Here is a 14,184-nt window from a genome sequence, read left to right on the forward strand (position 1 = left end):
AATAAACGGGCCAAATTTGGCCCGATTTTCCGGCCAAACCGCGGCTTTTCTTGAGCCGCGATGGCGATCGGCGGGCTGATTCGCGCGAGCTTCAGCCTCAAGGCCTTGATGTCGCAGGGGTTTTCTGTGCACCGCTAACCCTGGCACGGATTTCGCATATGTCGCCGCATTCCCGACAACGGGATGCCTCCGGCCTCTTGAAGGCCTTTGTGACGACACCGGACTCCTTCATGCCAACCCCGCCAGGCAGCGCCCCATCTGTTCCAAATCGAATCGCCTCGCCGGTCGACGAGGACTACACCGACGCCGAGTACCAAGAAGCCGAAGCCGAGAACGACGGCATCGAATGGAGCGACGAAAACCTGGACGGCCCGCAAGGCGTGGTCGCCCCGCTGAACACCATTGCCCCCGAAGACGTCGAAGCCGGCCAGAACGCCTTTGACCAGTGGCTGCGCGAGAACAGCGACGGCTGGGTCACCCTGCCGCGCATCAAGGCGGCAGCGGGCGCGGCGCCGGTGCTCGGCAACCTCATGGCGCTGGTGGACGCCATCGGCGACATCACGACATTGGTGGACAGCAATCCCACCCAATTCCTGGACTGGGTGAGCCTGGGCATAAACCTCTTCGGCGTGGTGCCGGTACCGGGCACGGCGGCTGCGCGCATGAGCCTGCGGCCTGCGCTGTTTCTCGTGCAAAAGGAGGTCGCACGCCAGGCCAAGGCGGGCCTGGGTAACGCGATCATCATGGCCTTGGCCGCGCACTTGAGCGAAAACATCGCCGGCGACATCGAAGACTTCGCGCAACAGGCGCAGGCACGGTTGGAAGGGCTGCTGCAGGATGCCGGGGCCAAGGCAGAAGAAATCATCCGGGCGCTGGCCGATGTCCTGGTCAGTCTGACCGTGCCCGCCAACGCGGACGCCTCGTTTGAGAATATGGACGACCTCGCCCGACCCGGACCCGGTGGATGCCATGGCCTGGTATCACTGCGATCACCTGGGCACGCCGCAGGAACTGACCAACGCGCAAGGCGGAATTGCCTGGAGCACGCACTACCACGCGTGGGGCGCGGCGAAAGAAGCCATCAGCGATGCCGCCCGCGCGGCGGGGATAAGTAATCCGATCCGATTCCAGGGGCAGTATCTGGACTGGGAAACGGGCCTGCATTACAACCGGCATCGATACTATGATCCGCAGATCGGGCGGTTCATTGCGAAGGATCCGATCGGGTTTGCTGGGGGGTTAAATGTTTATCAATATGCGCCAAACTCGATTGAATGGATCGACCCGCTCGGACTAACAGGGCAGGACCTATATCGAGCGATGAAAACCGGAAATCATGATCTCCCTATTGCGGAGCCCACTGCGCGTGGACTTGGTGCAAGTCCGGGAGACGACATTCCAGTCGGCTCTGATGGGATGGTTCACCCAGAGACCGGGGGTATCTCGGTTGCGCCAGGGACAGCCGTTAATCTCCCGCCTCATAGGCGTCCGGCAAATATGGGCGGCATTGGAAAGGACTGCCCATGCATGCTGAACACGGCGAGTCTTCCAACTACCCTCAAGTACGTGCAGGATAGCGTCAACCACGGGCCGATTCAGCCTAGTACAAGCATGTCATTGTCTGAATACCAGGCGGCCCTCGCCTCAACTCGAAATAAATGGGTCAAGCAATGAATGTTGAACTGGATAGCGACCTAGATAAAGAATTGCGTGATGCCTTGGCGGAAAATCGAGAAATTGAAGAACTACGGGCGATTCTCGTGAAATACCGGGAAAAAAATTTCCGCTCAGAATCTGTGTATCGGCTCCTGGACGAGTCGAGGATCGGCATGCCGGAAGATATTGAAGACAGGATTTTGGAGTTGATGGATATTGTGTCGGGATTCTGCTCTCTGGATAAGCGAGTGTGGCAGCAAGGAGAGTGAACCAGCGAGAACAATATTGATTGTTTGCATGGAGAAGCTCGTTGCAAAGCTGCTAAATCCGGAGCCTGACACGGTAATAGAAGTTCCGATTCCAGGGCCAATACCTGGCCCCCGAAACTGGCCTGCTCTACAAACGTCATCGCTACTATGATCCGCAGATCGGGCGGTTCGTTACGAAGGACCCGATCGGATTTGCGGGTGGGTTGAATTTTTACCAGTATGCGGACGACCCGGTGGGGTGGGTTGATCCGTGCGGCTTGGCGGTTGGCGACGATGGTCAGCCCACCGGGAAAGACAAGGCTCTGGACATGGGCACATACTTAACCCACCGGGAAATTTCAAATCCGCGCATGGGCTGTACGCGGTGCACCTGGCCCCTGAGAGTGTGCCCGATGGGTGGAGCACTATTCCCGAGGGCCTGATACCTGCGACACCCATAGGAGAATAGGAGTGAGCGATGTGTGAAAGTGTTTTCACGCTACTGAAGCAATTTCACAACTTTGACGATGGCCTATTGCTGTCCTTTTCGTACTCTTACGAAGACGATCAGCCACTAAATGCAAAGATGGTATTTTTTTCCAGGAATCATTCATGCACGGGGAATGTCTGGAATAAGGTGGAAATCGAGGTTCTTGACGTACAAGAGCTGTTTTCAAAGGTCAGCGGGGCTCACGACAACGCCATATGCTCTGGCGTCAAGCTGCTTCGATTCGAAGATTTTGGGTGCCTTGATGTCGATGGAAATTACATCATGGCCGGCAATCCTCAATCGATGGATGAAGTTAGAGAATTCGGGGAATGCTACGTGACAGGCCGCTCCGTGAGAGGCCGGATAATTGAATGAGAGGCGCGGAATGACGCCTTCCGCGCGCCGTCCCTAGGTAGACTCGGTCGAACCTCGATCTCAGTCGCCTTCCGCCCCCGCCCGGCTTGGCATTCGAACGCCTCAGGCCTTCACGCCTAGGCGGCGACTTGTCCGCCCCGGCGCGAAGCGCTCTCCGATCACCCCTCCCACTTCAATGCAGAATCTGACTAAAAAACAGCCTGGTCCGCTCGTTTCGCGGATGATCGAAGAAGTCGTCCGGGTTGTTCTCTTTGGAGATGAAGAATTTCACGGACATGTGCGGTGCTGGTGCGACTTGCATGATACGCACCGCTCCGCATTACAGAGGTCTGGAATGGCTACAAGCAAAGGAAAACTCGGGAGATAGCAGAATGGCGAATCTTTACACCAAATCTGAAATCGAACGTCTGCTTGGGTCCACCGACAGGAGTGTCGTTGCAGATGCATTGCTGAATCTGTGTTTCAACTCGGACGACCCGGAATGGATCCTAGATAAATGCATCCAGGCAATTAAGGATGGCGGAGATGATGAGATAAAAGGGCTGGCTATTACCTGCATTGGGCACGTCGCCAGAATGCATAAGTGGATTGATCGAAACAAGGTGATGCCAATTCTCGACCGTGAACTTGATAACCCGGTGCTGTCGGGAAGAGCGCAAGATGCACTGGACGACATCGACCAGTTCGTTGAATAGTCTGGACGACATCAGAGATGATGCGGTTGCAGATATCAAGCCCCTATGAAAGCCGGGCGCTCGACACACAGGCGGCGACCTCGCTCGCCTGTGCGCGAAGCACACTTCAATCGTTGCCCCGGGCTCAATGCAGAATCTGACTCAAAAACAGCCTGGTCCTTTCATTCCGCGGATGATCGAAGAAGTCGTCCGGGTTGTTCTCTTCGATGATCTCGCCACGATCCATGAATATCACCCGGTTGGCGACTTTGCGCGCGAAGCCCATTTCATGCGTTACGCAGATCATCGTCATGCCGCTTTCCTGCGCCAGCGTGACCATCACGTCCAGCACCTCCTTGACCATTTCGGGATCCAGCGCGGACGTGGGTTCGTCGAACAGCATGACCTTGGGATTCATGCACAACGACCGCGCGATCGCCACGCGCTGCTGCTGGCCGCCGGATAGCTGGCCAGGGAATTTGAGAGCCTGGTCCGGGATGCGCACGCGCTCCAGGTATTTCATGGCCGTGGCTTCGGCCTGGGCGCGGGATTGCTTGAGCACCCACATGGGGCCCAGCGTCAGGTTTTCCAGCACGGTCAGGTGCGGGAACAGGTTGAAATGCTGGAACACCATGCCGACCTCGCGGCGGATGGTCTCGATGTGCTTGAGGTCGCTGGTGAGCTCCGTGCCGTCGACGATGATCTGGCCCTTCTGGTGTTCTTCCAGCCGGTTGATGCAGCGGATCATCGTGGACTTGCCCGAGCCCGAGGGCCCGCACACCACGATGCGTTCGCCCTGGGCGACGTTCAGATTGATGTTGCGCAGGACGTGGAACTGGCCGTACCACTTGTTGACGTCCTGCAGGCGAATGATGGCATCGGACATGCCTGGTCTCCTTCGGGTTTACCGGGCGTGCCCGGTGGCCAGGCGCTGCTCGAGCGCGCGGCTGTATTTGGACATGGAATAGCAAAAGACGAAGTAGATCAGCGAGATGAAGAGATAGGCCTCCACCCCGAAACCTCGCCATGCCGCGTCGGACAGGGCCGCCTTGGCCGCCAGCGTGAGGTCGAAGATGCCGATGATCACGACGAGCGAGGTGTCCTTGAACAGGCTGATGAAGATGCCCACCAGCGGCGGAATCACGATCTTGAGCGCCTGCGGCAGGATAATCTTGCGCATCTGCTGCCAGTAGTTCAGGCCGAGCGAATCCGCGCCTTCGTACTGTCCCTTCGGGATGGCCTGCAAGCCGCCGCGCACCGTTTCGGCGATGTAGGCCGCGGCGAACATGATGATGGCGATCTGCGCCCGCAGGAGCTTGTCGATGGTGAAGCCTTCGGGCAGGAACAGCGGCAGCATCACCGAGGACATGAACAGCAGGCTGATGAGCGGCACGCCGCGGATCAGCTCGATGTACACGACGCACAGCGCCTTGATCGCGGGCATTTTCGACCGGCGTCCCAAGGCCAGCAGCACCCCGACCGGAAAGGCGAAGGCGATGCCGAAGGTGGCCAGGATCAAGGTGAGCGGCAGGCCGCCCCAGCGGGCGTTTTCGACGTAGGTCAGGCCGAAGACGCCGCCCCACATCAACACGGCCACGGCCGTCAGGCCCAGCGTCCAGATGAGCGCCAGCTTGCCGTTCCAGAAACGGCGCATGCCGCTTGCCACGATCACGGCGATGAGGATCACGGTGGCGATCAGCGGCCGCCATTGTTCGTCGAAGGGATACGTGCCGAACAGGATGAGCCGGTGCTTTTCAATGATGAAGGCCCAGCAGGCGCCGCCGGAGGCCCGGCATTCCTGGGCGTTGGCCGCGTCGAAGTTCGCCTTGATGAAGGCCCACTCCACCAGCGCCGGCACCGCCATCAGCAGGCCCCACGCCAGCAGCACGGTGATCAGAAGATTGAGCGGCGACGAGAACAGGCGCGACCGCATCCAGGCCCAGGCGCCGGTCTGCGCGCCGGGCGGGGCGAGGTCCGCGCCCAGGGTTTGCGTAGTGTTGCTCATCTCAACGCTCCACCAGCGCGATGCGCTTGTTGTACCAGTTCATGAATATCGAGATCGACAGGCTGACCGTGAGGTAGGCGCCCATGATGATGAGGATGCCTTCGATGGCCTGGCCGGTCTGGTTCAGCGTGGTGTTCACGACCGACACGATGTCGGGGTAGCCGATGGCCACCGCCAGCGAACTGTTCTTCAACAGGTTCAGGTACTGGCTGGTCATCGGGGGGATGATGACGCGCAGCGCCTGCGGCAGGATCACCAGGCGCAGCACCAGGCGGCGCGGCAGGCCCAGCGAGCCGGCGGCTTCCCACTGGCCGTTGTTGACCGCCTGGATGCCCGAGCGCACCACCTCGGCGATGAAGGCCGAGGTGTAGACGGTCAGGCCCAGGAAGAGGGCGACGAACTCCGGCGTCAGCGTCAGTCCGCCGACGAAGTTAAAGCCCTTGAGCGCCGGCATGTCCAGCGTCAGCGACGCGCCGCTCGCGAGCCAGCCGATGATGGGGAACGCGACCAGCAGGCCGATGGCCGTGCGGCCCAGCTTGAACGGCTGTCCGGTCGCCTCTTGGCGCTTGGTGGCCCAATGCCCCAGGACGACGATCGCCACGATGGCCAGCGCCAGTCCGCCCAGCATCCAGTCCAGCGACGCGCCTTCCAGCCCCGGCACCTTCAGCCCGCGATTGGAGATGAAGACGCCCGGGAGCGGATTGTGCGCCTGCCGCGGACCCGGCATGTTCTCGGTGATGAGCGCGTACCAGAAGAAGAGCTGCAACAGCAACGGGACGTTGCGCATCACTTCGACGTACACGGAGGTGATCTTGTTGACCAGCCAGTTCTTGGACAAGCGGCCTACGCCGATGAAGACGCCCAGGACGGTCGCGGCCACCAGCGCCAGCAGCCCGACGCGCAGCGTGTTCAGCACCCCGGCGAAGATGGCCCGCCCGTAAGTGTCGGCGGGGGAGTAGGCGATGACCGTTTCGCCAATGGCAAAACCCGCCTCGCGGTTCAGGAAGCCGAAACCGGTCGAGATGTTGCGCAGCGACAGGTTGTGCAGCGTGTTGTGCACCAGGAACCAGACGGCGGCCCCGACGAGCGCCAGGGCCAGCGCCTGGTAGACCAGCGCGCGCGTGGCCGGGTCGTTCCAGGAGACCCGGCGCGGCGGCCGCTGCGCCGGGCGTTGAGCGATATGCGGCGCCACGGTTCAGCCCGCCATCAACGCGCTGACCGCAACGGCCAGGCGGTCCATGCCTTGCTCGATGACCTCGGTGGAGGTCGCGAACGAGAAGCGGACATAGGGCGACAGGCCGTACGAACCGCCGTCGATCACGGCCACGCCGGCTTCGCGCAGGAAAAAGAGGCTCACGTCCAGGTCGGTCTTTAGCTCCCCGTCGGGGCCTTTGCGGCCGATCAGGCCCTGCACGTTGGCGTACACGTAGAACGCGCCGTCCGGCATGGCGCACGAAACGCCCGGAATGTCGTTCAGCCGGCGCACGATCAGGTCGCGGCGGGCCTTGAAGATCTGGACCATCTCGGTGACGCTGGACTGGTCGCCTTCCAGGGCGGCCTGGGCCGCGGCCTGCGAGATCGCGCTGGGGCATGACGTGCTTTGCGACATGACCGTGCTCATCGCCTTGATCAGCTCGGCCGGGCCGGCGCCATAGCCGACGCGCCAGCCGGTCATGGCGTAGGACTTGGACATGCCGTTCACCACGAGCGTGCGTTCGATGAGCTGGGGCTCGACCTGCACGGGCGAGGCGTGCGCCTGGCCGCTGTAGGTGAAGGGCGCATAGATCTCGTCGCTCAGGATCCACACGTGCGGATGGCGCAGCAGCACGTCGGTCAGCGCGCGCAGTTCGGCGGCGCTGTAGACGGCGCCGCTGGGATTGCTGGGCGAGTTCAGGATCAGCCAGCGCGTGCGCGGCGTGATGGCCGCTTCCAGCGTCGCTGCGTCCAGCTTGAAACCTTGCGATTCGGGGCCGGTCACCACGACCGGCTTGCCTTCGCCCAGCAGCACCATGTCCGGATACGACACCCAGTACGGCGCGCACACGATGACTTCGTCGCCGGGCTCCAGGCTCGCGGTCAGCGCGGCGGCGATGATCTGCTTGGCGCCCGCGCCCACGGCGATCTGGTCCATGCCGTAGCGCACGCCCAGGGTCTGCTCCAGGCTGTTGGCGATGGCGCGGCGCAGGCCCACCGTGCCGTTGGGGCTGGTGTAGCGGATGTCGCCGCCGGCGATGGCGTCCTGCCCGGCGCGCGCGATGTGCGCCGGCGTGGGCATGTCGGGCTCGCCCAGCGTGAAGTCGGCGATCTCGCGGCCCTGGCGGCGCAGTTCGTCCACGACGATCTTGGCGGCCATGCTGGGCGAGGGTTTGATCTGTTTGAGTCGGGCGTTGACGATGCTGTTCATGGTGTTGCTGCGTAAAGGTGATTCAGGGGCGGGCCGCGCCCGCACGCCAGGAAAAGAGGGCGGCTGCGCGTGAGGCGCAGCCGCGTCATGCCGGGACTTAGCGCACCGGCCAGCCGTACATCAGGCCGCCTTGCGTCCACAGCTTGTTCAGGCCGCGTTCCAGCTTGAGCGGGCTGTTCTTGCCCATCGCGCGGTCGTAGCTTTCGCCGTAGTTGCCGACCTGCTTGATGATGTTGTAGGCCCACTTGTCGTCCAGGCCCAGGTTCTTGCCCATGCCCGGCGTCACGCCCAGGATGCGCTGGACGTTCGGGTTGGTGCTCTTGAGCATTTCATCGACGTTCTTGGACGTGATGCCGTATTCCTCGGCTTCGAGCATGGCGTTGAGCGACCAGCGCACGACGTTGAACCACTGCTCGTCGCCCTGGCGGACCATGGGGCCGAGCGGCTCCTTGGACAGGTTCTCGGCCAGGATCTCCCAGTCGTCCGGGTTGGCCAGGCGCGTGCGCATGTTGGCCGCGGTGTTGGACTTGTCGTTGGTGTAGGCGTCGCAGCGGCCGGATTCCAGCAGGCGGAAGTTCTCGTCGTAGTTCTCGACCAGCACGGGCTTGAAGGTCAGGCCGCGGCTGCGGAAGTAGTCCGACAGGTTCAGTTCGGTGGTGGTGCCGGGCTGCACGCAGATGGTGGCGCCGTCCAGTTCCTTGACGCTTTTGACGTTCATCGCCTTCTTCACGATGAGGCCCTGGGCGTCATAGAAGTTCACGCCCACGCCGATCAAACCCAGCGTGGTGTCGCGGGTCAGCGTCTGGGTGGTGTTGCGCGAGAGCATGTCGATCTCGCCCGATTGCAGCGCGGTGAATTTCGCCTGCGCCGTCAGCACGTTGCCCTTGACCTTGGAGGCGTCGCCGAACATCGCGGCCGCCACGGCGCGGCACATGTCCACGTCCAGGCCGGTCCATTCGCCCTTGCTGTCGAGCACCGAGAAGCCGGGGATGCCGGCAAAACCGCATTGCAGGAAACCCTTTTTCTTGACGGCGTCGAAGGTCACGCCGGCCTGCGCGCCGGAAGCAACGCACAGCAAGGTCGCCGCGACGGCGGAGCTCAGAAACTTGCGCATGGAGATTTCTCCTGGAGATCGAAAGTGCTTGAAAAAGCGGATGGGTCGGAAACGGCCAAGCGTGCGGGGACCGCCCCGGCAAAGCCGGGGATGGCGCGTCGCGCATTCGGACGGGGGTCGAAAAGGGAGGTGAGGCAGGCAGGCCGGCGGGGCCGGTCAAGCGTCGCGCCGGTGCCGGCGCGTGGTGTAGCGGTGGTACGTACTGCGGAGGGTAAGAATGGGGCTCATCGGCGGCACTGGTACGTCATGGGTCTAGTGGCGGCGCGCGGGACGAGGGCCGTTATCGCGGCCGACGCGGTGCGTCACCAATAAGACGTATGATGGCAGCCGTCATACAAGTAGACAAGTAAGGGGATTCCCGTAATTCGACACACGGGAAGGGTCTGGCTTCGGTGTTATTGCGCCGGCGGGTGGGACAGCAGCTTGCGGTAACGCGCAATGCTGTCGCCCAGGTGGCGCGCCATGGCGGCGCGCGCGGCGCCGGGATCACGGCGCATGATGGCGGTCAAAATCGCTTCGTGTTCGCGCACGTTGCGGGTTTCGTACATTTCCAGTTCTTCGGGCGTCTTGCCGCCATGCTTGATGTTCAGGTCCAGCATGACGTCGCGCACCGCGGCCTTGAGCAAGGCGGGAAAGTGCGGATTGTTGGACGCGCGGGCGATCGACAGGTGGAACTCGTAGTCGGCCTTGACGGCCGCTTCCATGTCGCGCGTGGCGCGGTTGAAGGCGTCGAAGGCTTCGACGATGCCGCTCAGGTCCGACGCGCTGCGGCGCTCGGCCGCCAGGCCACAGGCCTCGACTTCCAGGCCGGCGCGCAGCTCCATGATGTGCAGGGCCCAGCGCGGATCGGTGGCGGGTTCGACGACGAAATCGATGGGTTTTTCGCGGTCTTCGGTCACGAAGACGCCGATGCCGGGCTTGCTGACGAGGCGGCCGCTCAGGCGCATGGAGGCGACGGCTTCGCGGATGACCGTGCGGCTGACTTCGAACTCGTCACACAGCGCGTGCTCGGAAGGCAGCTTGTCGCCCGCGCGGTATTGGCGCGCATCCAGGCGCTTGGTCAGTTCATCGATGACGTAGTCGGTGAGGCGCGAGCGGGGAGGCCGGGCAGGAGTTTGCATTGTCTCTCTTATACGGAAATCGCTGCGGGCAGGGCAGGCGGCCCCGCGCGCGCAGCCGCAAGTGTACGCGTTCCCGGGGCGCGCCGCGGGTGTCCGGCCCGGGCGCGGGAGCGCGTCGCCAGGCGGCGCGGTCGCGGGACAGCATTGAGCCATATGACAACATACGGCCCGCGATTCGCCAAATTTTCTTTGCATCAAGAAGCAAAACGCCCTCCGGCGGAGGGCGTTCTGGCGCTTACGCGGGCGCGGGTTTACTCCGCGCCGGACTTCTTGATCAGGGCGGCCAGCATTTCCATCTCTTCGCCGGTCAGGTCGGTCAGGGGTGCGCGCACCGGGCCTGCGTCGTGGCCAACGAGCTTGGCGCCGGCCTTGACGATGCTGACGGCGTAGCCGGCCTTGCGGTTACGGATTTCCAGGTAAGGCAGGAAGAAATCATCCAGCAGGCGGTTGGTGGTGTCGCTGTCGCCGGCGGCGATGGCGTTGTAGAACTCCATGGCCATCTTGGGCACGAAGTTGAAGACGGCCGACGAGTAGACGGGCACGCCCAGCGCGCGGTAAGCGGCGGCGTAGACCTCGGCGGTGGGCAGGCCGCCCAGGTACGAGAAGCGGTCGCCCAGCTTGCGGCGGATGCGGACCATGGATTCGATGTCGCCGATGCCGTCCTTGAAACCGACCAGGTTGGGGCAGCGGTCGGCCAGGCGAGCCAGGCTGTCGGCGGACAGGCGCGACTGGGCGCGGTTGTAGACGATGACGCCGATGTTGACGGACTTGCAGACCTGCTCGACGTGGGCGGCAATGCCGTCCTGCGACGCTTCGGTCAGGTAGTGGGGCAGCAGCAGCACGCCCTTGGCGCCCTGGCGCTCGGCTTCCTGGGCGTAGGCGATGGCGGTGCGAGTGGGGCCGCCAGCGCCGGCCAGGATGGGCACCTTGCCCTTGCAGGTCTGCACGGCGGTGCGGATGACGTCGGAATATTCCTGGGGCGCGAGCGAGAAGAACTCCCCGGTGCCGCCCGCGGCGAACAGGGCGGTGGCGCCGTAGGGGGCCAGCCATTCCAGGCGAGCCGCGTAGCTCTTGGCGTTGAAGTCGCCGTTCTGGTCGAAGTCGGTCACCGGGAAGGAAAGCAATCCTTCCGAAACGATGTCTTTGAGTTCCTGCGGAGTCGTCATGGCTGTCTTCCAAATAGAGGAATGGGATGAGAGGGGATGCCGAAGCGCGGTCGCTGCCGAACCTGCGATGTAAGTCATCGTACAACATACAAGTTGGGATAACAACCGGGTCTTTAGTAAATTGTTGTCGCACAACGTGCCGCCGTAGCGAATGGCGATTTAGGAATTTCCCTAGATTGAATCCCGGCGTAGGCCCAGCTATTCTCCCGCTTCATTGTCGTACGACAACGTACAAGAATGACGACAATTCCATATCCCTAGGAGACAAGCTTGAAGGCATTTCCCGTGTTGCGCCGTCTTTCCGCCGTCCTGGCGCTCGCCGCCGTGTGCGCCGCTCCCGTCCACGCTGCCGACGATTGGCCGTCCGGCAAGGCCATTACCCTGATCGTTCCGTTTGCCGCTGGCGGCACGTCCGACATCCTGGGCCGCCTTATCGCGCAGGAACTGGGCACCACGCTCAAACAGACCGTCGTGGTCGAAAACAAGGGTGGCGCGGGCGGCGTGCTGGGCGCGGATGCCGTGGCGCGTGCCAAGCCGGATGGCTACACGCTGCTGCTGGGCACCATCGCCACGCACGCGATCAACCCGTCGCTGCTGCCGAGCATCAACTACAACGCCGCGAAGGACTTTTCGCCGGTGATCCTGCTGGGCAGCATTTCCAACGTGCTGCTGGTGGGCGCGAATCAGCCGTACAAGAGCGTGCAGGACGTGGTCGCGGCGGCCAAGACCAACCCGGACACGATCGCCTTCGGCTCGGCCGGGCAGGGCACGTCGCAGCACCTGTCGGGCGAAGTGTTCAAACAATTGACGGGCGCGCACCTGACGCACGTGCCGTACCGCGGCAGCGCCCCGGCCATCCAGGACCTGATCGGCGGCCAGATTCCCAGCTCGTTCGAGACCGCCCTGGTCGCGCTGCCGTACGTGCAGAGCGGCAAGGTCCGGGCGCTGGCCGTGACGTCGGCCAAGCGGACCGCCGTGCTGCCGGACGTGCCGACCATGCAGGAAGCCGGCGTGTCGGGCTTTGACGTGAGCAGCTGGCAAGCCATCTACGCGCCGGCCAATACGCCGCCCGCCGTGGTCGAGAAGCTGAACAAGACCATCGCCGACATCGTCGCCAAGCCCGAGGTGAGCGCGAAGATGCAGGGACTGGGCCTGGCCTACACGCCGAACACGCCGGCCCAGTTCGCGGACTTCCAGTCCGCCGAGCAGGCGAAGTGGGCAAAGATCATTGCGGACGGCAAGCTCAAGCCGCAGTGATGCGTGGCAGGACATGAAAGCGCGGGGCCGGCTGCGAGCCGGCCCGCGTGCTTTACCGGGAACCGCTGGCCGCCGCCAGCAACACGCCGCAGGCGACCAGCAGGCCGCCGAATACGCGATCGATCCCCTGGCGCGCGGCAAGCAGCCGGTCGCGGACCGCACCCGATGAAAAACACACGGCCACCACGCTGAACCACGCCACGTGCGCCAGCGAGGTGAAGGCGCCATAGCCGATCTGCACCGCCAGCGGCGTGTCGGGCCGCACCACCTGCATGAAGAGGCTCACGATGAAGACCGTGGTCTTGGGATTGAGCGCATTGGTGAGCAACCCGGTGCGCAGGGCCGCCGCATCGGACATCGCCGCCCTGGCGCCGTCGCCGGCCGGGCCGGCGGGCCGGGCGCGCAGCATCGTGATGCCCAGATAGACCAGATAGGCCGCGCCGGCCAGCTTGATGGCATTGAAGAGCCAGATCGACTACTGGATCAGCAGGCCGACGCCCACCAGCGTGTAGCCGACGTGGATCAGGACGCCCAGGCCGATGCCCAGGGCCGTCAGCACGCCCGCGCGCCGAGACAGCATCAAACTGTTGCGTGTGACCATCGCAAAGTCCGGCCCCGGGCTCACGACGGCGAGCATGGTAATTGTGATGACAGCTATCAGTTCGGTCATGGCGTATCCTGGCGAATAAAACACTGAATGGCCAGGATGCTAGCGGCTGGGATCGAAGGCGTATAACGATGTTTTCTGACAATCATGGTGACTTGGACTCACCATCATCCGATGCGCGCCTGCCGTCCTTGCTGGCGCTGCGGTGCTTCGAGGCGGCCGCCCGCCATGAGAATTTCAGCCATGCGGCGGCCGAGCTGCATCTGACGCATGGCGCGGTCAGCCGGGCCGTGCGCCTCGTCGAAGACGAGTTGCAGGTGGCGCTGTTCGATCGGCGCAATCGGCGCGTGTTCCTGACCGACGCCGGCCGCACGCTGGCCCGCGCGGTGGGCAGTGGCCTGGGCCTGATGCGCCAGGCGGTCGGTGAGTTGCGCGCCAGTGCGCGGCTGGGGCGTCGCTGGGTGCTGTCGTGCGAGCCGACGCTGCTGATGCGTTGGCTGATCCCGCGCTGGCCGGATTTCCAGGCGCGGCATCCCGATATCGACGTGCATCTGGTGGCGGGCGGCGGGCCGTTTTCGTTTGCCAGCGGCATCGACCTGGCGATCCGCCGCGATGACTTTGCCTGGCCCGACAGCCATTACGCCGCGCCCTTGTTCGCGGAACGGGTGGGCCCGGTGTGCCATCCCGGCAAGCTGGCCGCGTGGTTCGACCAGAATAATGCGGGCCTGGCGCTGAAGGCGGACGCGCCGCGCCTGCATACGCGCACGCGGCCGGGCGCGTGGCGGGAATGGGCGGCCGCGGCCGGGCAGCCTGCGCCCGATGGGTCGGGGCAGGCCTTCGATCATTTCTATTTCAGCCTGCAGGCCGCGGTGGCGGGCCTGGGGGTGGCGATCGGTCCGTGGCCGCTGGTGCGCGACGACCTGGAGAGCGGCGTGCTGGCCGCCCCGATGGGCTTCGTCGAAGACGGATCCCGGTACTGCCTGCTTGCGCCCCAGCCCGTGCAGCCGGGCAGCCCGCAGGGCGACCTGCTGGCGTGGCTACAGGCGATGGCATAGCCGCAGGCGCCG

At 63.6% G+C, this 14,184-nt stretch carries 12 protein-coding genes and 3 pseudogenes; 7 read left to right on the forward strand and 8 right to left on the reverse strand.

All coding sequences use genetic code 11. The annotated features are described in order from the left end of the window. Positions 1 to 945: 945 nt before the first annotated feature. The 5 genes and pseudogenes from ACZ50Q_RS14120 to ACZ50Q_RS14140 form a co-directional block, all read left to right on the forward strand. Positions 946 to 1,674, forward strand: a pseudogene (locus ACZ50Q_RS14120) (RHS repeat domain-containing protein); the annotation flags it as partial. Next, entirely contained in the window at positions 1,671 to 1,925 is a 255-nt protein-coding gene (locus ACZ50Q_RS14125) for a hypothetical protein (protein WP_464078697.1), read from the forward strand. The pseudogene ACZ50Q_RS14120 and the gene ACZ50Q_RS14125, both read left to right, overlap by 4 nt. Positions 1,926 to 2,011: 86 nt before the next feature. Beyond that, positions 2,012 to 2,188 (forward strand): annotated as a pseudogene (locus tag ACZ50Q_RS14130) (RHS repeat-associated core domain-containing protein); the annotation flags it as partial. A gap of 194 nt (positions 2,189 to 2,382) precedes the next feature. Beyond that, entirely contained in the window at positions 2,383 to 2,769 is a 387-nt protein-coding gene (locus tag ACZ50Q_RS14135; protein ID WP_464078698.1) for a hypothetical protein, read from the forward strand. A 371-nt stretch (positions 2,770 to 3,140) separates the two neighbouring features. After that, positions 3,141 to 3,464 carry a hypothetical protein gene (locus ACZ50Q_RS14140; RefSeq protein ID WP_464078699.1) on the forward strand — a complete coding sequence of 108 codons (324 nt, stop codon included), beginning with the start codon at positions 3,141 to 3,143 and terminating at the stop codon, positions 3,462 to 3,464. Between the two features lie 124 nt (positions 3,465 to 3,588). Here ACZ50Q_RS14140 and ACZ50Q_RS14145 read toward each other — a convergent pair whose 3' ends face one another. The 7 genes from ACZ50Q_RS14145 to kdgD form a co-directional block, all read right to left on the reverse strand. Beyond that, complete coding sequence (locus tag ACZ50Q_RS14145) at positions 3,589 to 4,329, reverse strand: amino acid ABC transporter ATP-binding protein (RefSeq protein WP_076520751.1); 741 nt, start codon at positions 4,327 to 4,329, stop codon at positions 3,589 to 3,591. A gap of 18 nt (positions 4,330 to 4,347) precedes the next feature. Beyond that, the gene (locus ACZ50Q_RS14150; RefSeq protein WP_464078700.1) at positions 4,348 to 5,448 is read right to left on the reverse strand and encodes an amino acid ABC transporter permease; all 1,101 of its coding nucleotides are present in this window, start codon (positions 5,446 to 5,448) and stop codon (positions 4,348 to 4,350) included. A gap of 1 nt (position 5,449) precedes the next feature. Further along, on the reverse strand, positions 5,450 to 6,640 hold the full coding sequence (locus tag ACZ50Q_RS14155; protein ID WP_464078701.1) for an amino acid ABC transporter permease: 1,191 nt from the start codon (positions 6,638 to 6,640) through the stop codon (positions 5,450 to 5,452). Positions 6,641 to 6,643: 3 nt separating this feature from the next. Next, positions 6,644 to 7,852 carry an aminotransferase class I/II-fold pyridoxal phosphate-dependent enzyme gene (locus tag ACZ50Q_RS14160; protein WP_464078702.1) on the reverse strand — a complete coding sequence of 403 codons (1,209 nt, stop codon included), beginning with the start codon at positions 7,850 to 7,852 and terminating at the stop codon, positions 6,644 to 6,646. Between the two features lie 97 nt (positions 7,853 to 7,949). Then, positions 7,950 to 8,966 (reverse strand): amino acid ABC transporter substrate-binding protein, encoded by a 1,017-nt coding sequence (locus ACZ50Q_RS14165; RefSeq protein ID WP_092582896.1) that lies wholly within the window; start codon positions 8,964 to 8,966, stop codon positions 7,950 to 7,952. Between the two features lie 395 nt (positions 8,967 to 9,361). After that, positions 9,362 to 10,087: a FadR/GntR family transcriptional regulator gene (locus tag ACZ50Q_RS14170; protein ID WP_076520755.1), complete on the reverse strand. Its 726-nt coding sequence runs from the start codon at positions 10,085 to 10,087 to the stop codon at positions 9,362 to 9,364. A gap of 251 nt (positions 10,088 to 10,338) precedes the next feature. Continuing rightward, positions 10,339 to 11,253: a 5-dehydro-4-deoxyglucarate dehydratase gene (gene kdgD / locus ACZ50Q_RS14175; protein WP_464078703.1), complete on the reverse strand. Its 915-nt coding sequence runs from the start codon at positions 11,251 to 11,253 to the stop codon at positions 10,339 to 10,341. A gap of 270 nt (positions 11,254 to 11,523) precedes the next feature. Here kdgD and ACZ50Q_RS14180 point away from each other — a divergent pair, with 270 nt between their 5' ends. Further along, a complete protein-coding gene (locus ACZ50Q_RS14180; protein WP_092582903.1) occupies positions 11,524 to 12,510 on the forward strand; it encodes a Bug family tripartite tricarboxylate transporter substrate binding protein in 987 nt (328 codons plus the stop codon). A gap of 52 nt (positions 12,511 to 12,562) precedes the next feature. Here ACZ50Q_RS14180 and ACZ50Q_RS14185 read toward each other — a convergent pair. Then, positions 12,563 to 13,180 (reverse strand): annotated as a pseudogene (locus ACZ50Q_RS14185) (LysE family transporter). Between the two features lie 68 nt (positions 13,181 to 13,248). Here ACZ50Q_RS14185 and ACZ50Q_RS14190 point away from each other — a divergent pair. Next, positions 13,249 to 14,172: a LysR family transcriptional regulator gene (locus ACZ50Q_RS14190; RefSeq protein WP_464078704.1), complete on the forward strand. Its 924-nt coding sequence runs from the start codon at positions 13,249 to 13,251 to the stop codon at positions 14,170 to 14,172. Positions 14,173 to 14,184 lie beyond the last annotated feature (12 nt).

The organism is Achromobacter sp. T5-5, from assembly GCF_055397965.1.